At 63.2% G+C, this 18882-nt stretch carries 24 protein-coding genes; 15 read left to right on the top strand and 9 right to left on the bottom strand.

Annotation, left to right across the window (positions count from 1 at the left end; genetic code table 11):
* Nucleotides 1-89: 89 nt before the first annotated feature.
* Genes XH92_RS30330 through XH92_RS30315 form a run of 4 tightly spaced genes read left to right on the top strand, consistent with a single transcriptional unit; the run spans nucleotide 90 to nucleotide 4657 of the window.
* The gene (locus tag XH92_RS30330; RefSeq protein ID WP_194455397.1) at nucleotides 90-965 is read left to right on the top strand and encodes a branched-chain amino acid ABC transporter permease; all 876 of its coding nucleotides are present in this window, start codon (nucleotides 90-92) and stop codon (nucleotides 963-965) included.
* Nucleotide 966: 1 nt separating this feature from the next.
* Entirely contained in the window at nucleotides 967-1893 is a 927-nt protein-coding gene (locus XH92_RS30325; protein WP_194455396.1) for a branched-chain amino acid ABC transporter permease, read from the top strand.
* Nucleotides 1894-3372 (top strand): ATP-binding cassette domain-containing protein, encoded by a 1479-nt coding sequence (locus XH92_RS30320; protein WP_194455395.1) that lies wholly within the window; start codon nucleotides 1894-1896, stop codon nucleotides 3370-3372. It begins immediately after the preceding gene.
* 40 nt (nucleotides 3373-3412) lie between these two features.
* Entirely contained in the window at nucleotides 3413-4657 is a 1245-nt protein-coding gene (locus tag XH92_RS30315; protein WP_194455394.1) for an ABC transporter substrate-binding protein, read from the top strand.
* A gap of 133 nt (nucleotides 4658-4790) precedes the next feature.
* Here the strand turns inward: XH92_RS30315 and XH92_RS30310 are convergent, their stop codons facing one another.
* Together XH92_RS30310 and XH92_RS30305 are read right to left on the bottom strand one after the other, a co-directional pair.
* Entirely contained in the window at nucleotides 4791-6005 is a 1215-nt protein-coding gene (locus XH92_RS30310; protein WP_194455393.1) for an NAD(P)/FAD-dependent oxidoreductase, read from the bottom strand.
* Nucleotides 6006-6087: 82 nt separating this feature from the next.
* Nucleotides 6088-7722 carry a thiamine pyrophosphate-requiring protein gene (locus XH92_RS30305; protein WP_194455392.1) on the bottom strand — a complete coding sequence of 545 codons (1635 nt, stop codon included), beginning with the start codon at nucleotides 7720-7722 and terminating at the stop codon, nucleotides 6088-6090.
* A gap of 323 nt (nucleotides 7723-8045) precedes the next feature.
* On the opposite strand from XH92_RS30305, the gene XH92_RS30300 reads away from it, so the two are divergent.
* Nucleotides 8046-8210, top strand: coding sequence for a Flp family type IVb pilin (locus tag XH92_RS30300; RefSeq protein WP_194455391.1), 165 nt, complete (start codon nucleotides 8046-8048; stop codon nucleotides 8208-8210).
* Between the two features lie 31 nt (nucleotides 8211-8241).
* Here XH92_RS30300 and XH92_RS30295 read toward each other — a convergent pair whose 3' ends face one another.
* On the bottom strand, nucleotides 8242-8478 hold the full coding sequence (locus XH92_RS30295) for a hypothetical protein (protein ID WP_194455390.1): 237 nt from the start codon (nucleotides 8476-8478) through the stop codon (nucleotides 8242-8244).
* Between the two features lie 49 nt (nucleotides 8479-8527).
* Nucleotides 8528-9505, bottom strand: coding sequence for a Ku protein (locus XH92_RS30290; RefSeq protein WP_194455389.1), 978 nt, complete (start codon nucleotides 9503-9505; stop codon nucleotides 8528-8530).
* A gap of 243 nt (nucleotides 9506-9748) precedes the next feature.
* On the opposite strand from XH92_RS30290, the gene XH92_RS30285 reads away from it, so the two are divergent.
* The 7 genes from XH92_RS30285 (at nucleotide 9749) to XH92_RS30255 (ending at nucleotide 13231) form a co-directional block, all read left to right on the top strand.
* Nucleotides 9749-9901 carry a hypothetical protein gene (locus XH92_RS30285; protein WP_194455388.1) on the top strand — a complete coding sequence of 51 codons (153 nt, stop codon included), beginning with the start codon at nucleotides 9749-9751 and terminating at the stop codon, nucleotides 9899-9901.
* Nucleotides 9902-10343: 442 nt separating this feature from the next.
* Complete coding sequence (locus XH92_RS30280; protein ID WP_194455387.1) at nucleotides 10344-10502, top strand: hypothetical protein; 159 nt, start codon at nucleotides 10344-10346, stop codon at nucleotides 10500-10502.
* Nucleotides 10503-10664: 162 nt separating this feature from the next.
* Nucleotides 10665-10862, top strand: coding sequence for a hypothetical protein (locus tag XH92_RS30275; RefSeq protein WP_194455386.1), 198 nt, complete (start codon nucleotides 10665-10667; stop codon nucleotides 10860-10862).
* Between the two features lie 175 nt (nucleotides 10863-11037).
* Complete coding sequence (locus tag XH92_RS30270; RefSeq protein ID WP_194455385.1) at nucleotides 11038-11313, top strand: hypothetical protein; 276 nt, start codon at nucleotides 11038-11040, stop codon at nucleotides 11311-11313.
* 56 nt (nucleotides 11314-11369) lie between these two features.
* Nucleotides 11370-11786, top strand: coding sequence for a hypothetical protein (locus XH92_RS30265; RefSeq protein ID WP_194455384.1), 417 nt, complete (start codon nucleotides 11370-11372; stop codon nucleotides 11784-11786).
* 55 nt (nucleotides 11787-11841) lie between these two features.
* The gene (locus XH92_RS30260) at nucleotides 11842-12912 is read left to right on the top strand and encodes an NAD-dependent epimerase (protein WP_194455383.1); all 1071 of its coding nucleotides are present in this window, start codon (nucleotides 11842-11844) and stop codon (nucleotides 12910-12912) included.
* Nucleotides 12913-12973: 61 nt separating this feature from the next.
* Nucleotides 12974-13231, top strand: coding sequence for a hypothetical protein (locus XH92_RS30255; RefSeq protein ID WP_246787749.1), 258 nt, complete (start codon nucleotides 12974-12976; stop codon nucleotides 13229-13231).
* A gap of 279 nt (nucleotides 13232-13510) precedes the next feature.
* Here the strand turns inward: XH92_RS30255 and XH92_RS30250 are convergent, their stop codons facing one another.
* Nucleotides 13511-13711, bottom strand: coding sequence for a hypothetical protein (locus tag XH92_RS30250; protein WP_210345485.1), 201 nt, complete (start codon nucleotides 13709-13711; stop codon nucleotides 13511-13513).
* Nucleotides 13712-13995: 284 nt separating this feature from the next.
* On the opposite strand from XH92_RS30250, the gene XH92_RS30245 reads away from it, so the two are divergent.
* The gene (locus tag XH92_RS30245; RefSeq protein ID WP_194455381.1) at nucleotides 13996-14205 is read left to right on the top strand and encodes a hypothetical protein; all 210 of its coding nucleotides are present in this window, start codon (nucleotides 13996-13998) and stop codon (nucleotides 14203-14205) included.
* 198 nt (nucleotides 14206-14403) lie between these two features.
* On the opposite strand, the gene XH92_RS30240 is transcribed toward XH92_RS30245, so the two are convergent.
* On the bottom strand, nucleotides 14404-14592 hold the full coding sequence (locus XH92_RS30240) for a hypothetical protein (RefSeq protein ID WP_194455380.1): 189 nt from the start codon (nucleotides 14590-14592) through the stop codon (nucleotides 14404-14406).
* Between the two features lie 669 nt (nucleotides 14593-15261).
* On the opposite strand from XH92_RS30240, the gene XH92_RS30235 reads away from it, so the two are divergent.
* The gene (locus XH92_RS30235) at nucleotides 15262-15636 is read left to right on the top strand and encodes a helix-turn-helix domain-containing protein (RefSeq protein WP_194455379.1); all 375 of its coding nucleotides are present in this window, start codon (nucleotides 15262-15264) and stop codon (nucleotides 15634-15636) included.
* A 14-nt stretch (nucleotides 15637-15650) separates the two neighbouring features.
* Here the strand turns inward: XH92_RS30235 and XH92_RS30230 are convergent, their stop codons facing one another.
* Complete coding sequence (locus tag XH92_RS30230; protein ID WP_194455378.1) at nucleotides 15651-15956, bottom strand: hypothetical protein; 306 nt, start codon at nucleotides 15954-15956, stop codon at nucleotides 15651-15653.
* 101 nt (nucleotides 15957-16057) lie between these two features.
* On the opposite strand from XH92_RS30230, the gene XH92_RS30225 reads away from it, so the two are divergent.
* A complete protein-coding gene (locus XH92_RS30225; protein WP_246787747.1) occupies nucleotides 16058-17500 on the top strand; it encodes an undecaprenyl-phosphate glucose phosphotransferase in 1443 nt (480 codons plus the stop codon).
* Between the two features lie 6 nt (nucleotides 17501-17506).
* On the opposite strand, the gene XH92_RS30220 is transcribed toward XH92_RS30225, so the two are convergent.
* Nucleotides 17507-18103, bottom strand: a complete 597-nt coding sequence (locus XH92_RS30220) for a hypothetical protein (protein ID WP_194455377.1) — start codon at nucleotides 18101-18103, stop codon at nucleotides 17507-17509.
* On the bottom strand, nucleotides 18096-18875 hold the full coding sequence (locus XH92_RS30215) for a metallophosphoesterase family protein (RefSeq protein ID WP_246787745.1): 780 nt from the start codon (nucleotides 18873-18875) through the stop codon (nucleotides 18096-18098). Before XH92_RS30215 ends, XH92_RS30220 begins: the two co-directional genes overlap by 8 nt.
* Nucleotides 18876-18882: the final 7 nt, after the last annotated feature.

Raw genomic sequence — 18882 nt, 5'->3', positions numbered from 1 at the left:
GACAATGCTCCCGGGCCGGTCCCGGGAGCATCCTTATTCGGTTCCGCGTCCTCCACAACAGGCAGCCCTGCTGCCGCGGCCAATTTGAGATGCTTGCCTTACAAATCCTGATCGATGGCTTTGCCATCAGTGCGCTCTATGCGCTCGGCGCCACCGGCTTCACCCTGATCTTCGGTGTCTCCGGCGTCCTCAACCTCTCCCACGGTGCCATCATGGTGGCCGCAGCGGTCGCGGCCTGGGCCGCGGCCAGCGTGTTGCACCTCGACATCTACGCCGGTGCGCTGTTCGGTGTCGGCGTCGCGCTGATCATGGCGTTCGCGACCTATTTCGCGGTGGTGAAGCCGATCCAGAATTCGACGCGGATCCCCAATGAGGAGAAGGAAATCTTCGTCCTCACCGGCACCCTGCTGTGGGGCATCATGATCCAGGAACTGATCGCCTATTTCTTCACCAACAACGCCAAGACGGTGCTGCCGATCGTCGAGGGCGTCGTCGATATCTTCGGCAACCGCACGCCGCGCAACAACATCTTCACGGCGCTGGTGTGCTGCCTCGTGATCGGCCTGCTGTGGCTCCTGGTGAACCGGACGCGGACCGGCAAGGCGGTGCTGGCGGCCTCGATGAACCCGCGCGGCGTCACCTTGCTCGGGCTCGAACTCACCCAGATCTACATCGTGGTGTGGGGGATCTACGGCATCCTCGCCGGCATCGCGGGCGTGCTGCTCGGCATGTTCCTCGGCGTCAGCTCCTATAGCGTCGGGCCGCTGACCGCGAGTGCGTTCTCCATCGTGGTGCTCGGCGGCCTCGGCAGCGTCTCCGGCTCGCTGATCGCGGCCTTCGTCGTCGGCTATCTCGAGACCATCACGGCCTACATGATCTCGCCGGCCTACCGCACCATCCCGGCGCTGCTGCTGCTGGTGTTCGTGATGTATATCCGGCCCCAGGGCCTCTTGGGGAGGCGCTGAGATGGGCAACTTCTTCACCTCGCGCCTGTTCTTCATTTCGCTGGTCTGCGTCGTGGCCGCCGCGACGCTGCCGCTTTACGTCTCGGGCTACATCCTCGGGCTGCTCACCGTCGCGTTCTATTTCGGCGTGTTCGCGATGGCCTGGGACCTCCTGTTCGGCTTCGCCGGCGAGGTCAATTTCGGGCCAACCTTCCTGATCGGCACCGGGGCCTACACGGCGGGCATTCTCAACAACCAGTACGGCTGGTCGGTGTATGTCTGCATCCTGCTCGGCGCGCTGGCCTCGGTGGTCGCGGGCTTCGTGCTGGCGCTGCCGGCGTTGCGGGTGAGGGGACCGTATTTCGGCCTCACTACGCTGGTCGCGGTGCTGATGCTGCAGAACTTCGTCGTGGTGTTCGCCGATCTCACCGGCGGCGAGATCGGGCTCACCATCCCCGACGTCATCTCCATCAATGCCGGCGTCAATTACTGGATCGCGCTCGGCTTCATGACCATCAGCGCGGCCATTCTGTATGGCCTGTCGCAATCGCCGGTCGGCCTCGTGCTGCAGGCGAGCGGGCAGGACCCGGTGCAGGCCGGCGCGCTCGGCTTCAACATCGTCAAGCACAAGCTCGCGGCCTTCATCGTCAGCGCGTTCTTCTCGGGACTGTCGGGCGCGCTCTTGGTGTTCTACTTCGGCACCGCCTCGGTCGGCACCGTGGTCGACGTCGCGGTCGGTGTGAACGTCATCGTATCAGCCGTGCTCGGCGGCCGGCGTACCGTGCTGGGCGCGGCGCTAGGGGCGATCTTCCTGATCGTCGCTGGCGAATTCCTGCGCCCGACCGGCGAGCTTGCCACCTTCATCGTCTCGGCGGTGGCGCTGCTCGTCGTCCTGTTCTTCCCCGGCGGTTTCCTCGGAGCGGCCCTGTCACGCGAGGCGCGCTCTTAAATGGATCAGACTGTGACCACTGCAACGCTCACCGTTCGTGGACTGACCAAGAGATTCGGTGGCTTGACCGCCGTGAAGAACCTCTCGTTCGACCTGCATCCCGGTGAGATCCTCGGCCTGATCGGGCCGAACGGCTCGGGCAAGTCGACCGCGATGAAGAGCGTGATGGGTATCGAGCGCCCGACCGCGGGCGAGGTGCTGTTCGAGGGCGAGAACGTCGCCGGGATGCCTGCGCACAAGATCGCGCGCAAGGGTTTCGGCATGGTGTTCCAGCACTCGCGGCCGCTCAACCGGCAGACCGTGCTGGAGAACATCATGGTCGCGCTGCTGCCCGACAGCCTGTTCATGCTGTTTCCCGACAAGGCATTGACCGAGCGCGCCAAATGGATCGCCGAGCGCGTTGGCCTCGGTGCGGTGACGGACCGTCGCCCGCCGACCTTGCCATTCGCCGATCTGCGCCGGCTGGAGCTTGCGAAAGCCATCGCGCGTGACCCGAAGGTGGTGCTGGTCGACGAGCCCTTCGCCGGCCTCACCAGCGCCGAGGTTGGTACATTCTCCGCATTGATCCGCAGCTTCCGCGACGAGGGACGCGCGGTGATGCTGGTCGACCACAACGTCAAGAGCGTCGCGGCGCTGGTCGATCGCGTGCTCGCGATGTATCTCGGCGAGGAGATCACGACCGGCCGCGCCGAGGACGTGATGAAGAACGAGACCGTGCGGCGGGTCTATCTCGGCGGCGCGATCGAGACCCATGCGCGGCCCGAGACCTCGTTCAAGGACAAGGTGCCGCTGCTGCAGGTCGAGAATGTCAGCGTGCATTACGGCAAGGCGCAGGCGCTGGAGAACGTCTCGATCCACGTCCATGAGGGTGAGTTCGTCTCCATCGTCGGCCTGAACGGCGCCGGCAAGACCACGCTGTTCAACACCATCTCGGGTTTCCTGCCCTATACCGGCGAGATCCTGCGCGGCGGCGAGAAGTTGCGCGGCACCGGGCCGGCGAAGATCGCCCGCTCCGGCCTCGTGCAGTGCCCGGAATCGCGCGAATTGTTCGGCGAGATGACGGTGCGGGAAAACCTCGATCTCGGCGGCCAGCATCTCGACGACGCGGCGCGGGCCAAGCAGCTCGCCTGGCTGTTCGAGCTGTTCCCGATCCTGAAGGAGCGCCAGGGCCAGATGGCGCAGACGCTGTCCGGCGGCGAGCAGCAGATGCTGGCGATCGGCCGCGCGCTGATGATGCAGCCGCAGATCCTGATCCTGGACGAGCCGACGCTTGGCCTCGCGCCGGTCATCCTCGAACTGCTGTCGAAGGCGCTGGAGAAGCTGCGCCAGACCACCAAGATCACGGTGCTGCTCGGCGAGCAGAACGTGACGTTTGCACTTCCGCATGCCGACCGCGTTTATGTGCTGGAGCACGCGCGGATCGTCTGGGAAGGCGATCCGGGCCGGTTCGCCGCGGAGGCCGGCAAGGACTTTCTCTGACGTTCGAAGTTCAGAAAAACAAAACAAGCAAAGGGAGATCATGATGCCAGCAACTTCAACCGCCACCCGCGCGAGCCTGTTGGTCTCGGCGCTGGCGCTGTGCCTCGCGGCGCCGGCCTACGCGCAGTCGAAGGATCCGATCAAGATTGGCGTCATCGCCGAGGTGCAGTCGATCGCAGGCGCGGCAACCCCGGGCGGCGCGCAGATCGCGGCCGACGAGATCAACGCCAAGGGCGGCGTGATGGGCCGCAAGATCGAGATCGTCACCTACGACAACAAGAGTTCGTCGGCGGATTCCGTGCGCGCCTTCCAGCGCGCGGTGAGCGAGGACAAGGTCTCGGCCGTGATCGCGAGCTACATCAGCGAGGTGGTGCTGGCGCTCGAGCCGTGGGCCTCGCGGCTGAAGATGCCGCTGATCACGCCCGGCGCCGCCTCGAACGAGATCACCAAGGCCATCCACAACGACTATGAGAAGAACAAGTACACGTTCCACGGCTACCTGACCTCGGCCGCGCAGGCGCAACTGGTCTGCGACGCGGCCAAGGAGCTTTTGGTCGATCAGCTCAAGTTCAAGTCGGTCGCGATCATGAGCGAGGATGCGGCGTGGACCAAGCCGCTCGACGTCGGCTACGAGGCCTGCCTGCCCAAGGTCGGCCTGAAGGTCGTCGAGCACATCCGCTTCTCGCCCGACACCACCGACTTCACGCCGATCTTCAACAAGATGGAAGCGGCGAAGCCCGACGTGATCGTCACCGGCATCTCCCATGTCGGCGTGCAGCCGACCGTGCAGTGGAAGAACCAGCAGGTGCCGATCCCGATGTTCGGTATCAGCGCGCAGGCGCTGAGCCCGACGTTCTGGGGCGACACCAACGGCGCGGCCGAAGGCGTGCCGTCGCTCGCGGTGGCGACACCCGACGTCGCGGTGACGCCTAAGACCAAGCCGTTCGCGGCGGCCTTCAAGGCCAAGTTCGGCACGCCGCCGGCCTATACCGGCTACACCGCCTATGACGAGGTCTACATCATCGCGGAGGCGATCCAGCGCGCCGGCTCGACCGATCCGGACAAGATGGTCGCCGAGCTCGAGAAGACCGATTTCGATGGCACGATCGGCAAGATCCAGTTCTACGGCAAGAACGACGAGTTCACCCACGGCATCAAGTCCGGCCCGGGCGCCGTTACCGGCCTCGTGTTCCAGTGGCAAAGCGGCAAGCAGATCGCGGTCTGGCCGAAGGCGATCGCGGAAGGAAAGCTGAAGTTTCCGGATTTCGTTAAGCTGTCGCAGTAATCGCGGCGCAAGGCCTAGACGGCGTCATTGCGAGGAGCGAAGCGACAAAGCAATCCATCTATCCTCGGGAGGAACGATGGATTGCTTCGCTACGCTCGCAATGACGGCGGTGAGGGCGGCTCGAACTCGCTAGTCACTTGCGCGTCGGCGGTGCGGTCTGGATCGTCGGCGCTGCGGCGGCCAGCAATTCGGCGCGGTCGCCGTTGCGCGGCGGATAGATGCGCTGCCGGTTGATGGTCTGCTTGGTGAGTTTTGCCGCGGCGCCTGTCGTGTGCACCTCGCGATCCCAGCCGGTGGTGTAGAGTGCGCCCCAGGCACCGAGATCGAGCACCGTCACGTACCAATCGATATTCAGCGGCAGCAGCTTTCCGCCGAACAGGTCCGCCATCACATTGTGCCCGGCAAACCGGCCCATCGGCCGTGCGAACTGGCAGGACATCACGGTCGGATGCTCGCCGTCGATCACGCAGGCAGCGACGTCGCCGGCGGCGAATACGCCATCGAGGCCCTCGACGCGCATGCAATGGTCGACCGGGAGGCGGCCGAGCGCGTCGCGCTTCACCGGAAGCGCGGCGGTGAGCGGGCTCGCGTGCATGCCGCCGCACCACACCACGGTCGCGGCCGGAATGATCTCGCCAGAGTTCAGCGTGATGCTCGTCGCATCGACCGCGCTGACCCTGGCATTCAGCCGCGTCTCGACGCCGAGCGCGGCCAGCGCCTCGTTGATGACGAGACGGCCATGCGCGCCGAACGTCGCGCCGACCACCGGATTGGGATCGATCAGGATGACGCGGTGGTCGCCGGTGATGCCGGCATGTGCGAGCTTGGCCGGCATCTCGGCCGCGACCTCGATCCCGGTGAACCCTGCGCCGACGACTGCGACCGTCGAACGCGCCTGCGATGGTGATTGTGCGCCGAGCGCCGCCAGATGCGCGTCGAGCCGCATCGCCGCCTCGAAGGTGTCGACGTCGAAGCCATGCGCGGCCAGACCTGATATCGCGGGGCGGACCAGCTCGCTGCCGGTGGTCAGCACCAGCCGGTCGTAAGTCAGCGTATCAGCGCCGGAGCCTGTCTTGACGACGACCTCGCGCTTTGCCGGATCGATCGCCGCGACCTCGGCCACCAGGTGCCTGACGCCGACCGGATCGAGCAGGTCCTTGAGCGGCAGCGCGACATCGCCGAGATCGACCTCGTAGTTGCGTACCCTTATGTTGTGATAGGCGTTGCGATCGACGACCAGGATCTCGGTGTCCACCGCCCGCGCGCCGATCTCGTCGCGCTTGCGGGCGGCACCGAGCGCCGCCCACAGCCCGGCAAAGCCGGCCCCCAGCAACAGGATGCGCGCCATCTCTCCCTCCGATCTATTGCCGGAAGGAGCTTGCCTGCGCAGGCGAGGTCAAATCAAGTGTGCGGCGCCGTGTGAGGTGCCCTCACGTCCCCGGCCGCGACACCTCGGTCTCCTTGCTGGTGATGAACTCCAGCAGCACCGGCACGCCTTCCTTGGTCTTCTGGATGCCGCGCTTGATCGCGGGGATGATGTCCTCGGGCTTGGTCACCCGTTCGCCATAGCCGCCGAAGGCGCGGGCCATCGCGGCGTAATCGCCGGAGATGTCGGTCGAGCGGTATTTCTCGGTCGAGATCGGCATCACCTTCAGTTCGATCGCCATCGAGAAATTGTTGAGCAGGATCGACATGATCGGAATCCGCTCGCGCACCGCGGTCTCGAAGTCCATTCCCGTGAAGCCGATCGCGGCATCGCCCCAGACGTTGATGCAGAGCTTGTCCGGCCTCGCCAGCTTGGCGCCCATCGCAAGGCCGAGACCGTAGCCGAGCTGCGTGGTCTTGCCCCAGCCGATATAGGACAGCGGCTCGACCGATTTCCAGAACGGCGATAGCTGGTCGCGCGGGCTGCCGGCGTCGTGGGTGATGATGGTGTTGTGGATGTCGACGGTGTGCTGCAGGTCCCACAGCACCCGGTAGGGATTGAGCGGCGCATCGTTATGCGTCAGCTTCGGCATCCACTTGGCGAGCCACTCCTTGTGGGAAGCCGCGATCTCCTCCGCGACCGCGCTCGCATTGCGGTCGGAGGTCACGGTCTTGCCGATCTCCTCCAGCAGCGCGTCGAGCACGAGGCCCGCATCGCCGACGAGGCCGATCCTGGCCTCGACATCCTTGTTGATGTGGTTCGGATCGAGCGTCGAATGGATGATGGTCTTGCCCTTCGGCATCGCGATGCCGAACGAGGTTTCGGTGAAGGAGCAGCCGATGCCGAAGATCACGTCGGCCTCGCCGAGAAATTTCGGCACCGCGCGCGGCACGGCAAGGCCGCCGGAGCCGAGCGACAGCGGATGCGTCTCGGGGAAGGATGACTTGCCGCCGAGGCTGCTGGTAACCGGTATCGCGAGCCGTTCGGCGAGCCGCTTCAGCTGCGGCCAGGCCTTCGCGTAGTGCACGCCCTGGCCGGCATAGATCACCGGGCGCTTGGCGCCAACGAGCAAGGCAGCCGCTTCCTTCACATGAACGGGATCGGCGCCGTAGCGGGTGCGCAGCACCGGCGTGTAATTCAGCGGCTCCGGCACCTCCTCGTTCCACATGTCGGCCGGGATCTCGACGATCACAGGCCCGCCGCGGCCGTTCTTCAACTTTGTAAACGCCCGCCGAAAGATGTTGCAGACCTCGGCTGCGATGTTGATCGGCTCCGATGATTTGGAAAACGCCTTCATCGCCTGGCTGGAATTGAAGTTCGGGTCGATATTCGCCAGCCGGCGCGCGTAACCCATCGGCAGCACGAGCACGGGGACGGATTCGCCGTAGCATTGCGCGACGCCGCCCATCGCGTTCTCGGCGCCCGGTCCGTGCTGCATGCAGAACGCACCGATCTTGTCGCCGGAAGTGACGCGGGAGATCGCGTCCGCCATGTGCACGCCGATGCGCTCCTGGCGCACCATCACGGGGCGGATGTCCGCACGGGCGGCGTACTCGATCAGGTGGTTGACCGGGTAACCCGTGAGGATCTCGATCCCCTCGCGCTTCATGATTTCCGCGATCGCGGTGCCGAGCTTCATGACGGTCACTCCCTTTGGATGCGGCCAGTTCGGTCCGGCCTCGTTGTCGTCCTGTCCGATAAAGGAACAGGATTCCGCCGCGAGGGTAAAGCGCCGCCGAGGCCGGATCGCGTAGTCCTGATATGCGTTTACGCCCAATCGCGGCGGGGCGCCCCGCGGGGCGAGGTGGGATGCAGGCAGAACTAGCAGGGAGTTTCTCTGCAACCCTTAAGCGATCGTTCATCCTGTCCATCAATGGGCCGTCAACCAATGTGGCCTAGTTTTGCTGGAATATTACTACGGCGCGGGAGACAAAAGCCGCGAGCGTCGGACAGGAGCTTTTCATGCGCGCGTTGCTTGCAAGATTTCTGCGTGATGATGCCGGCGCTACGGCGATCGAATACGCCATCATTGCCGGCGGCATCAGCATCGTGATCGTCGCCGGCGTCAAAGGCATCGGCACCAGTGTGAGCGGCCAGTTCAGTGCCGTCGGTGCGGCGTTCAAGTAGGCGCTGCCGGACACGCTTCGCACTTTCCGATTCAGCCGCCTTCGCCGTCTCCATTCAGCGCGCGCAGCATCGCGATGCGCGCGAACATCAGCCAGCCGCCGCCGGTTTCCGCCGCGTTGATCAGATGCTCGACCGCGATCTGCCAGCGTGGGTCCTGCTGAACGTCTTCCGATAGCTTCATGATGTAGTCGGCCGCCTGCTGCAGCGTCACCAGCGTGCCGCCGCGATGCAGTGCGATCGGTTCGTCAGACGGCGTCGACCAGGGCATTTCACGCGCGGCGCATCTGGATCATCTGGCGATCACCGCGCCGCGCCGGTCAGCCCGCCTTCTTCCGCGCCGCGGTGCCTTGCGCGCGTGTTGCCTTCTCGGCCTTCTTCGGCTCGGGCTTGACGGCCTCCTTGGGCTCGCGCTTGCCGCTGCCCGAGATCGGCAGCAGCATCTCGCGCTGGCCTTCTATGCGCTTCTTCGGCTTCTTGCCCTTCGCCGCCTTTGCCTCGGCCTTGGCGGGTGCGGCCTGCTTCTCGTTGGCGAGGCTCTTCTTCAGCGCGTCCATCAGGTTGATGACATTGCCGCTGGCCTTTGCCGCGGGCTTGGCGATCTTGATGCCGTTGCGCTTCTGGTTGATCAGGTCGATCAGCGCCTGCTCGTAGCGATCCTCGAACTCCTCCGGATCGAATTCGGCGGACTTCTGCTCGACGATATGCTTGGCGAGATCGAGCATGTCCTTGGTGATCTTCACGTCCTGGATGTCGTCGAAATATTCCTTCTCGCTGCGCACCTCGTAGGGATAGCGGAGCAGCGTGCCCATCAGCCCGTTGTCGAGCGGCTCGAGCGCGATGATGTGCTCGCGGTTGGTCAGCACCACGCGGCCGATCGCGACCTTGTCCATGCTGCGGATGGTCTCGCGGATCACCGCGAAGGCGTCGTGGCCGACCTTGCCGTCGGGAACGAGATAATAGGGGCGGATCAGATAGCGGCTGTCGATCTCGCTGCGCGGCACGAATTCGTCAATCTCGATGGTGCGGGTCGAATCCAGCGCGATGTCGTCGAGCTCTTCCTTGGTGACCTCGATGTAGGTGTCGGTGTCGACCTTGTAGCCCTTCATGATGTCGTCAGTGGAGACTTCCTCCCCGGTCTCCGCATCGACCTTGGCGTATTTGATCCGGTGGCCGGTCTTGCGGTTGATCTGGTTGAAGGAGACCTTCTCGGTATCCGACGTCGCCGGGTACAGGGCAACCGGGCACGTCACGAGCGAAAGGCGCAAAAAGCCCTTCCAGTTGGCGCGGGGGGCCATAGGCAAAACTCCGATTACGCAACCGACGGAACGGTCAAGGATAACACCGGGAACCCCAGTTTGAAACAACATGGCCCGGTGAATCTCGTAACGGCGTTAACCGTAGCTTCGGGCTGCGCCCGCTTGACGCGGCGGCGGGAAGGCCGTCGGACCGCTCGGAACATCACTTCGGATCACGCGTTGGCCTTGCGAAGGGGAGCGGCAATCGCCGGAGTTTCAGGCACTTAAAGCAATGAGGTCGCCATGGCAACGGAACGACACGGTCAGATCATCGAAACCCCGACCGAGGCGCGCCAGGCCGAACCCGGACCTTCGGTTCTCGCGCTGCTCACGGCCTCCACCGGGCTTGCAGTCTTGATCCTCGGAATTGTCTGGTTTGCCTTCTTCCGGGTGTAACGCTGCGAGCGCGGGTCTCCCCGCATGCGAGGCCTTTATTGTTAGACTGAGATGCAAGCAGGGCGGCGGGCACGAGCCTGCGTGACATGGGGGCGGTGACGGCTGCGTCTCGCCACGGCCGCCGTACCTGCGTTCGCATGGCAGTCTCGGGCTCGACGCGCGACGCGCATCCGCGGCGCAAATCGAATTTCATGCAAACGAAAATTCCGGCGCATGGAGTCCTCGGTCGTGGGGCTTGATCGCTGACCCTGTCGAGCAGAATTTCCTGAGCCAAGACTTTGTGAGCGAGACTTGGACCAGGAATTTCTTCGATCGCCTCTGCCTTCACGAGATTTTGCAGCGGAGACCTGTGACGCATGGGGCGAGTAGCTGCCGTGACGCGTCACGAGATCATCGAAATTGACTGCTAGCTGATTTGAATCAGATGCGTCTTGAGCTTGAGATGTTCTATCCGCAAGAAGAAAAAAACTCGCTGCTGGCGCGCTTCAAGGAGAAAAGCGTTTCAGGCGCGTTCGTCGGACTGACGCTGCTCGCGATGGCGGGTTGGATCTATCTTCTCAGCTCGATGTTCCTGAAATTCATGCTGTGGTGGTTCTCCTGAGGCGCATCGCGCTCGGGAACGACTGACGTCGGTGCCTGGTGATTGTTGCGGCGTTCGATTGCACAAAAATTCCGGCAGTTGAGCATTCTTTCGGCGCGCTCAATCATGATGTCGTCACAACTCCGAATGTTAATAACATCGGGATTAACGTGGACGAATGTGATGCTTTCTCCTGCTCTCATCCTTGCGGCGGCGTTCGTCGCCGGCTTCCTCTCCGGTTTCGCCGCGCGCTCATGGCGGTCGCACAAGCGCCGCGCGCAATACCGGATCTATGCGCCGTATGTGGCGCCGTCGGCCGCCAAATCGTCGAGGCGGGAACAGCCGGTCTCCGCTTTCGGCCACATGCGCCGCGCCTTCTAAAGCAGGACTGAACGCAGGTTCGAGCGGGGTGAAGTGTCGGCAGGGTGAGTTGGGTTGGTGGGCAATATGCAATCGATCGTCTTGTCTTCGTCCGTTGCTGCTGCCGGGCTGAGCGCGTGTTTCAGCGCCGGCCTGATTTTGCGGCCCACCGCGGATCGCGAGGGAACTTGCACACATGAGTGATCTCAGGGGACATTCGCCGCGGCGGTATGTCGTCGACGTGAGTGGCCGGCGCGTGCTGGTCGGTCTCACGCTCGAGGAGACGTCGGAATTCGAGGAACTGGACACTTCCCTGCCGGTGCTGGGCGGGGAAGCCCAGGCTACGGAGCCGATGCCATCGACCGTCGAGGGGCGGTGGCTTGAGCTCTATGACAAGCACGACAAGGCCTGGATCAGGTGGAAGGCCGACGTCAGGGCCGGGCAAGAGGGCAATTCACCCTTTTTTAACTAAGACCGGGCGATTTTTGAGCGATACTGCGTGAATGGGCCCGAACCGGATACTGACAGATGTTTCAGCTGTTTTTGCGGGCTCGCGCGCATGACCTGATCAGGTCGCGGCGCGGCGAGGAAGGTTTCAAGGCACGCTCGGCGGAGCGCGATGCCGAGACTGATCGCGCCCGGATCGGATCGATCATGGCCGCGATCGAGGCCGCGTTGCAGGCGGCCGAAAGCGAGCAATCCGGCCTTCGCCGCCGTGTCGAGGATGTTCTGGCCCGTGCGGCGGTGACGCTGGGCAACGGCACCGACGAGTATCTGGAACGCGAGGCGCTTGACAATTATCATCAAGACCTGTTTGACGCCGAGATCTCCAACGGCCAGCGTCGGCTGAAGGAATTGGCGGCCGAGATTGCGCACTTCAAGTTCATGAAGGCCGCGGTCCTGAGCCGATTTCCGGACTACAAACCTCCGGCCGCCGGCAACTGACGCGCCCCGCGGCCGCAACGCGAAGGTAGATGCTGCGGCCCGCGCCTGACGGCGTATGCGGCCTGGTCCGGCGCAAGGCGAAAGGCACAGGCGAAACGTGGTGATCGCAGGCAATCTACTCGTCACGGGCTGCGCCGGCTTCATCGGCTTCCATCTGGCGGAGCATCTGCTGCGGGCCGGGCAGCCGGTGATCGGCATCGACAATCTGAACCAGTATTATGATCCGGCACTCAAGCGCGCGCGGCTCGATCTGCTCAAGCAGCACCGCGGCTTCACCTTCCAGGAGCTCGACCTCGCCGACCGCGCCGGGATGAATGCGCTGTTCGAGCGCTATCGCTTCGAGGTCGTGGTGCACCTCGCGGCCCAGGCCGGCGTGCGCTATTCTCTGCAGAACCCGCGTGCGTACGTGGATTCCAATCTGGAAGGCTTCGTCAACGTGCTCGAGGGCTGCCGGCATACTGCGTGCCGGCATCTGATGTTTGCGTCGTCATCGTCGGTCTACGGCGCCAACACCAAGCTGCCGTTCTCGATCCACGACAATGTCGATCATCCGGTCAGCCTGTACGCCGCCACCAAGAAGGCCAACGAACTGCTGGCCCATTCCTACAGCCACCTCTATCGCATACCGACGACGGGGCTGCGGTTCTTCACCGTATATGGGACGTGGTATCGGCCGGACATGGCGCTCTATGCCTTCGCGGACGCGATCACCGGACGAAAGCCGATCCAGCTGTTCAACAACGGCAACATGCGGCGCGACTTCACCTATGTCGATGACGTGGTCGAGGCGATGGCGCGGCTGATCCATCGCCCGCCCGAGGGTGACGCGAACTGGTCGGGAGCGCATCCCGATCCGGGTTCGAGCAAGGCGCCGTGGCGCGTCTACAATATCGGCAACTCCAGGCCGGAAGAATTGATGCATGTGGTGGCGCTGCTCGAGCAGGGCTTCGGCCGGCAAGCCGAAAAGCAGTTGCTGCCAATGCAACCAGGGGATGTCCTGGAGACGTCAGCCGATGTCTCCGATCTGGAGCGTGAGATCGGCTTTCGGCCGCAGACGCGGATCGAGGACGGTATTGCCAAATTCGTCGACTGGTATCGGGCCTATCACAACGTCGATCGGACGTAGTGCGCTCCCTCGCGAATTCCGGCTCGCGAGAAACCGGCTCGGCGTGGAACGGAGTGCGGCAATGAGGGTTATCAATGGTTTTGCGTTCGCGTCAGCCGTGATCATCTCGTCCAGCGCAATGGTTCCGGCGCACGCAATCGACGTCCAGGTCGCGCGCGCCTGCGATGCCCTGGTCGCGCGGGCGTTTCCACCGCGACAGCCGGGCAATCCCGCTTCCGGCAGCGCGAGGGGCGGCGCCAAGGACCAGCGCGACTATTTCAACAAGTGCGTCGCCAATGGCGGCAAGATGGACGACGACACGCCTCCGAAATCGAAATAGCGCGCGATCGCGACGTGCGTTGCGGATTAGCGATGCTTATGGCGGTTGGTCGAATCTGCCGCACCCGCCCTGCAAATCGCGCAAGTAGATATGCGGCGAACGCGCAAAGCGCGTTCGCATCTGTCTGCCGAGACTGGATCCAAGACAGCGCTCATTTTGAATTAGAATAGCGTTATCGTGCTCGAAGTCCGGCGGAGGCAAATATCGCTGTCGTCGGATCCCGAGCATTGAAACATTTCGTCGCATTGCTCGTGCGGATCAGGACGCTCGCAATCCGCTTCAATATTCGCGACCGGTCGAAACACTTTGCGATCCTCGATCGATGAGGCAGCAGATTTTGCGTCTATCCGGCAGCTTTGGTGGAATATCTTGTGCGTGTCCGAGCGCGCCCTGGACGTGCCATCGCTGTAACGCGGCGACAATGTGATAGCCGATCAACGCGCGTTCGGCAGCACAAGCCATCGCTCCATCAATGATCACCAAGCAATTTCATGCGCTTGGTCGCGCTTCAGATCTACGCTGAGCTGCGTTGCTTGGCCGCGCGCCTTATCGCTGCCGCTGCCGTCTCACCTGTGCGACACATATAAGGCCAGCGATCAAACGCTTCGCGATCAGGTTGTGGAACCTGATTGAGAAAATTTAACGCGGAGCCATGTTGGTCGCAAACCTGCCCCATTAACCGCATTCCATGTGCGTGATCTAACCCTGTCATCGAAACTTCAATCACATCGCTCATACCCTTAACCGCAGAGCGAGGGCGCGCCATGAAGCAGCACAAAGTTCAACATTCGCATCAGCCAATCGAAGAGGCGTTGCTCGCGACCAATCAATCGTTGCGCAACGAAGTCGTTGCGCTGATGCTTGATATCGCAGCGTTGCGTGAAATCCACGAGCGTCCGGCCTCGTCACGTTCGTTTGGCATGTCGCGCGAGCAGAACACGCCGCGCGTGGCTTTGCGCCGAATTCACAGCTGAAGTCCGTCAGCCTGTTTTCTCACTGAGCAGAATTTGCGGCCACATCCAAGCCGGTCCGGCGCGGATGGCGGCCGCTTGCTGCTGCGAACAGTTCAATTTTGAATTGTATGATGCGCCGCCCGGTCCTCGTTCAGGCGAGCCGGCTCGGTCAGGCGAATGTTTGCCGCGGACAATTTGTGGTGGTGAGGGCAGGGACAGTCAGTGCTCTTGCCGCACCGGCTTGTGCACCACGACATCGGACAGGCGCTCGCGCAGGATCCAGGTCTGCAACACCAGCTCGACGGCGGTATGGCGGAGCTCGGAATTCTCGGCGACGAGGCGTTCCAGGGCCTCGGTCGCCTCGCTGCACGCGGATTGCTTCCCCTCGAAGACCTTGAGACGCGCCATAGTGTCGATCCTCGCAATAAAATGTTGATCAGAGGCAGGCTCTGACAAGCGTCAGCGCAGAACAGGTTCAGGGATTGTCGGGCGGTCGTGGCTCCGCCAGATGGCTTCGGGTGGGAAAGCGCCTAATTGATAATTCGCGGATCGAGTTATGAGTGTTAGGTCTCCTGAAAATAATCCTCAAATACGTTGAAACCCCCATGACGCCTAACGTCGTAGTAACTACCGCTGCGCGTGCGCGCCGGCAAGCAATCGGACGCGAAGGTCGCGGGATTAATTTGTTATAATTTTGTGAAACTTTTGCTTGACCGGCGGCGTAGCTAACACGGAGAGGCATGGTGCACTCACAATCTGTCGCAGGACCGATTGGATGTTCTCATTTGCTTCTCGTTTGGGAATGCAAACGGTGCGCCAGTTATCCAGATCAAATTGTCATGGGCAAAAAGTCGTATAACTTTTTCTGTGAGGTGGCCTTTCGGCAGGAATATCGCTCATATATTCCGGTAAATACCTTGCAGCTTCGGCGTTTCTTCGCACAATGCGGCGCTGCCGACGGCAAGTTCGAGGCTCCCGAAGGACCCCCGGGAAATCCTCAATTTGAATTTCCTGTTGCATTTACATAGCTTATAGGCCATGCGATTATTGCTAATCTAGGGGGCAATGAGATGACCAATGAGGCGTCATTCAACTGACGAGATCAGTTCCAAGGTCAAACAAGCCGAGGAACTCATGGCGCGGGGGCAGTCACAGGCCCAAGCGTGCAAGGTGCTGGGCGTTAGCGTGATGACATTTCACCGCTGGCGCAAGCAGGAGGCCGCGCGCGGCCACCAGCCGAACGGTACGGTGACCGAGCTTGCCGCTCGCACTGATGATCGAGATGGTATTCCCCACGTCCACAACCGTATTGACGAATTGCGGCTGGAAAATGAACGGCTGCGCCGGATCGTGACCGACCTACTGCTCGAGAAAATGAAGATCGAGGAGAAGCTTGCGCTCAGGTCCAGCGGCGGCAACAGTTTGCCCCGCCGTGGTGAAGTCCAGAGCTGACGTAAGCTGATCCGTTAATGGATACGCGAGGGCCTGGGCGCCAGCAGCAGCTGGTCGCTCAGATGCGCCTTCTCGGATCTTGCACGCAGCTCCTCGAGGATTGGACGTAACCTCGCCTGAGCGAGGTCCAAGCCTTTGACGATATCCTGGTTCGGCATTTCGGCCGGAAAGCGGGCCGAGCGCAGCTTTGTTTCGACCGCTTTGACCAGCAACTCGACGTCGTCGCGGTGCTGGCCGGCGACCAGCTCGGCACCCATCAGACGGATGAGATGGAGGAGGGCCAACAGCGCGGCCTCGGTTTCGCCTGCCGATGAACTCATGGATGCTCTCTGCCTGACATTGCCGGCAGGTCTTGCGAGCTCACGACCTGCCTGATAGTGATAATGCGCATATGAATTGTTAACACGAATGTTAATTCCCGATGACCGACCTTTCGGACGCTCGAATAGCGAAGGTACCGGTTAACTTCGGCGCCTTCTCGTTCGCTTTTGCCTCGCTCGAAGCGTTTGCTGTCGCCTTCGAGATGATCATCGTCGTGCTGTCCAGCATCATTGGCGGTGCGGCCTATCACCTGTTTTACTACCACACGGTTTATAGCAACAGCTTCGAGGGTTTTCTAGGGATCGGGGTCCTCGCCGCCATCCTTCACATGTTCGTGGCGAAGTCGCAGGGCCTCTATAATGCGCAAGTGCTGGCCGGCCTCGACCGGCGCTGGAGCAGCCTGCTCGGCGGCTGGCTGCTGGTCGTCCTGCTGATGACCCTGATCATCTTCCTGCTGAAGGTCGGCTCCGGCGTCTCGCGCGGATCGGTGATGTCGTTTGGCCTGATCGGCGGCCTCGGGCTGGTGACTGGACGGATGCTGCTGCAGGCACCGCTGCAACGCGCGATCGACCGCGGCATGCTGGCGACGCGCCGCGCGGTCGTGGTCGGGATGGCGGACGAATTGTCCCGGGTGCGGCAATCGAGCCTGCTGCGCGATTTCGGCCTCAGCGAGGTACGACGGGTGCAGTTGTCCGGCCTGTCCGATGACGCGGACGATCGCGCCGCCGTCGCCTCAGCGATTCACGCGGCGCGGGAGTGCGGCGCCGACGAGATCGTCCTGGCGATCCCCTGGCAGCAGGAACCGCGCATCCAGTTCGTGTGCGATCAGTTGCGGGCGTCACCGCTGCCGGTGCGGCTGCTGCCGGATCGGACGGCGGAGCGGTTCCTGGCGCTGCGGATGGTGACGTCCGGCCCGATCCCGACGCTGGAAATGCAGCGCTCGCCGCTCACCTCGGTCGAGCGCGCCGGCAAGCGGCTGTTCGACATCGTGGCATCGAGCGGCCTGCTGGTGCTGTTCGCGCCGCTTCTGATCGGGACCGCGATTGCGATCAAGCTCGACTCCAGGGGGCCGGTCCTGTTCCGGCAGCGCCGCAACGGGTTCGACGGCAAGCAATTCACCATCCTCAAATTCCGCTCCATGCATGTGCTCGAGGACGGCGACGTCATCACGCAGGCGCGCGCCAACGATCCGCGGCTGACCGGGATCGGCGCGACGCTGCGCCGCCGCAGCATCGACGAGCTGCCGCAGCTGGTGAACGTGCTGCGCGGCGACATGTCGCTGGTCGGACCGCGGCCGCACGCGCTGGCGCATGACGACAAATATTCGAAGCTGATTGCGAGCTATGCGCAGCGCCAGCACGTCAAGCCGGGCATCACCGGTCTCGCGCAGGTTCAAGGACTGCGCGGCGCGACGCCCGCGATCGAGGACATGCAGCTGCGCGTCGCGCACGACCTCATCTACATCAAGAGCTGGAGCTTCGTGCTCGACCTGCGCATCCTGCTGCGCACGGTCGGCGCAGTGCTGCGCCACAAGGGCGTCTGACGCGCCTTACTCCGGAAGGCTCTGGTTGGCGTCCTTGAATTCCGCCTCGATGACATGCCGGTTGGCATCGGTCGCCACACGATAGGCCTGGCCGAGCGCAGGCTTCAGCTCCGGGGCGCGGGTGAGGATCAAGCGAATCTGCCGCTGCAGCAGATCGACCAGCTCGACATCGCGCGTGGTGTCGACCTGCGCCAGCAGGATCAGGCGCGGCGCGATCAGGTCGCGGCGGTTGAAGCCGGTGTAGTAGGACATCTTCAGCGCTTTCGACGCAGTCGGGTTCAGCCAGTCGAACCGCCCGGTCGCCGAGGCGAGGCCGAACCAGGCGCCGGCATCCATCGGAGAGAGCCGCAGCGCGCGCGTGAAGGCGGCTTCGGCTATCTCGGGCGAGGTCTGCAATTCGCTCCAGCCGTCGGCGAGCCACAGCTCGCTTCTGACGACGCCGAGACCGGCGGCGAGCGAAGGCTTGCCGCGCATTGCATCGGCGGCGAGCCACCAGGCCGACAACGCCAGCGTCGCGGCGCCGATCAGGACGACGGCCGGCACGAAAGCCGGCGACAGCTGCCGCGCGTACCGTCCGATCGCATCAGCGTTCGCGCTAGCCATGGCGCACGGCCCGGTTGCCGGTCATCAGCAAGGTGCGCCGCGCGCCCTCCAGCTTGACGCAGGTGAGCCGGCCCGTCGCATAGGCGCCGGTGTCGACATTGATGCGGTTGTGCAGCAGTTCGGCCTCGTGCACCGGCGTATGGCCGTGGACCACGACCTTGCCGAAATCATCTTCCGAGACCAGGAAGTCGTCGCGGATCCAGAGCAGGTCTTCCTTGCGCTGCTGGTTGAGCGGGACACCGGGCCTGACGCCGGCATGCACGAAGAAATAGCGGCTGTGCACATAACAGATCGGCAGCGAGCGCAGGAAGGCGAGATGGGCCGGCGGCATCTGGCGCATCAATGCTCGCGCGAGCGCCCGCCGTTCCGCGGCGTCGGGATTGGGCGAGGGCGTCAGTCCGTAGGACATCAGCGTCTGCAGGCCGCCGAACTGCCGCCATTGTGCAAGCATGTCGGGATTGACGAGAAACTCCAGCAGGCAGGCCTCGTGATTGCCGAGCAGGCAGACCATGCTGCGGCTCCGGCGGCGCTGCTCGAGCATCGCGATCACATCGCGCGAATCCGGTCCGCGATCGATGTAGTCGCCGAGGAACACCTGGATCGGCCGCGCCGGCCGGAACTCGCGGATGTCGGCATCGATGTGGGCGCAGATCTCGTGCAGCAGGTCGGCGTGTCCGTGGATATCGCCGACGGCGTAGATGCAGGTCTCGTCGCCCTTGTCATGTTCGAGGTCGCCGGGCTGGCCGACCATCCGCCGGAGGAGCTTGCGCATCTGGCGA

The sequence above is a fragment of the Bradyrhizobium sp. CCBAU 53421 genome (assembly GCF_015291625.1).
In the GTDB taxonomy this organism is placed as follows: Bacteria; Pseudomonadota; Alphaproteobacteria; order Rhizobiales; family Xanthobacteraceae; genus Bradyrhizobium.
The sequence above is the reverse complement of the archived record's forward strand: the minus strand, read 5'-3'. Positions and strand labels throughout refer to the sequence as shown.

What these genes read in the sequence shown, in the direction of transcription:
- XH92_RS30225 (WP_246787747.1), top strand. Translation starts at nt 16,058, where the DNA reads ATGACCGACCTTTCGGACGCTCGAATAGCGAAGGTACCGGTTAACTTC.
- XH92_RS30275 (WP_194455386.1), top strand. Translation starts at nt 10,665, where the DNA reads ATGCTTTCTCCTGCTCTCATCCTTGCGGCGGCGTTCGTCGCCGGCTTC.
- XH92_RS30285 (WP_194455388.1), top strand. Translation starts at nt 9,749, where the DNA reads ATGGCAACGGAACGACACGGTCAGATCATCGAAACCCCGACCGAGGCG.
- XH92_RS30320 (WP_194455395.1), top strand. Translation starts at nt 1,894, where the DNA reads ATGGATCAGACTGTGACCACTGCAACGCTCACCGTTCGTGGACTGACC.
- XH92_RS30220 (WP_194455377.1), bottom strand. Translation starts at nt 18,103, where the DNA reads ATGGCTAGCGCGAACGCTGATGCGATCGGACGGTACGCGCGGCAGCTG.
- XH92_RS30315 (WP_194455394.1), top strand. Translation starts at nt 3,413, where the DNA reads ATGATGCCAGCAACTTCAACCGCCACCCGCGCGAGCCTGTTGGTCTCG.
- XH92_RS30305 (WP_194455392.1), bottom strand. Translation starts at nt 7,722, where the DNA reads ATGAAGCTCGGCACCGCGATCGCGGAAATCATGAAGCGCGAGGGGATC.
- XH92_RS30280 (WP_194455387.1), top strand. Translation starts at nt 10,344, where the DNA reads ATGTTCTATCCGCAAGAAGAAAAAAACTCGCTGCTGGCGCGCTTCAAG.
- XH92_RS30230 (WP_194455378.1), bottom strand. Translation starts at nt 15,956, where the DNA reads ATGAGTTCATCGGCAGGCGAAACCGAGGCCGCGCTGTTGGCCCTCCTC.
- XH92_RS30260 (WP_194455383.1), top strand. Translation starts at nt 11,842, where the DNA reads ATGCGGCCTGGTCCGGCGCAAGGCGAAAGGCACAGGCGAAACGTGGTG.
- XH92_RS30240 (WP_194455380.1), bottom strand. Translation starts at nt 14,592, where the DNA reads ATGGCGCGTCTCAAGGTCTTCGAGGGGAAGCAATCCGCGTGCAGCGAG.
- XH92_RS30215 (WP_246787745.1), bottom strand. Translation starts at nt 18,875, where the DNA reads ATGCGCAAGCTCCTCCGGCGGATGGTCGGCCAGCCCGGCGACCTCGAA.
- XH92_RS30265 (WP_194455384.1), top strand. Translation starts at nt 11,370, where the DNA reads ATGTTTCAGCTGTTTTTGCGGGCTCGCGCGCATGACCTGATCAGGTCG.
- XH92_RS30300 (WP_194455391.1), top strand. Translation starts at nt 8,046, where the DNA reads ATGCGCGCGTTGCTTGCAAGATTTCTGCGTGATGATGCCGGCGCTACG.
- XH92_RS30270 (WP_194455385.1), top strand. Translation starts at nt 11,038, where the DNA reads ATGAGTGATCTCAGGGGACATTCGCCGCGGCGGTATGTCGTCGACGTG.
- XH92_RS30325 (WP_194455396.1), top strand. Translation starts at nt 967, where the DNA reads ATGGGCAACTTCTTCACCTCGCGCCTGTTCTTCATTTCGCTGGTCTGC.
- XH92_RS30255 (WP_246787749.1), top strand. Translation starts at nt 12,974, where the DNA reads ATGAGGGTTATCAATGGTTTTGCGTTCGCGTCAGCCGTGATCATCTCG.
- XH92_RS30330 (WP_194455397.1), top strand. Translation starts at nt 90, where the DNA reads ATGCTTGCCTTACAAATCCTGATCGATGGCTTTGCCATCAGTGCGCTC.
- XH92_RS30245 (WP_194455381.1), top strand. Translation starts at nt 13,996, where the DNA reads ATGAAGCAGCACAAAGTTCAACATTCGCATCAGCCAATCGAAGAGGCG.
- XH92_RS30310 (WP_194455393.1), bottom strand. Translation starts at nt 6,005, where the DNA reads ATGGCGCGCATCCTGTTGCTGGGGGCCGGCTTTGCCGGGCTGTGGGCG.
- XH92_RS30290 (WP_194455389.1), bottom strand. Translation starts at nt 9,505, where the DNA reads ATGGCCCCCCGCGCCAACTGGAAGGGCTTTTTGCGCCTTTCGCTCGTG.
- XH92_RS30295 (WP_194455390.1), bottom strand. Translation starts at nt 8,478, where the DNA reads ATGCCCTGGTCGACGCCGTCTGACGAACCGATCGCACTGCATCGCGGC.
- XH92_RS30235 (WP_194455379.1), top strand. Translation starts at nt 15,262, where the DNA reads ATGAGGCGTCATTCAACTGACGAGATCAGTTCCAAGGTCAAACAAGCC.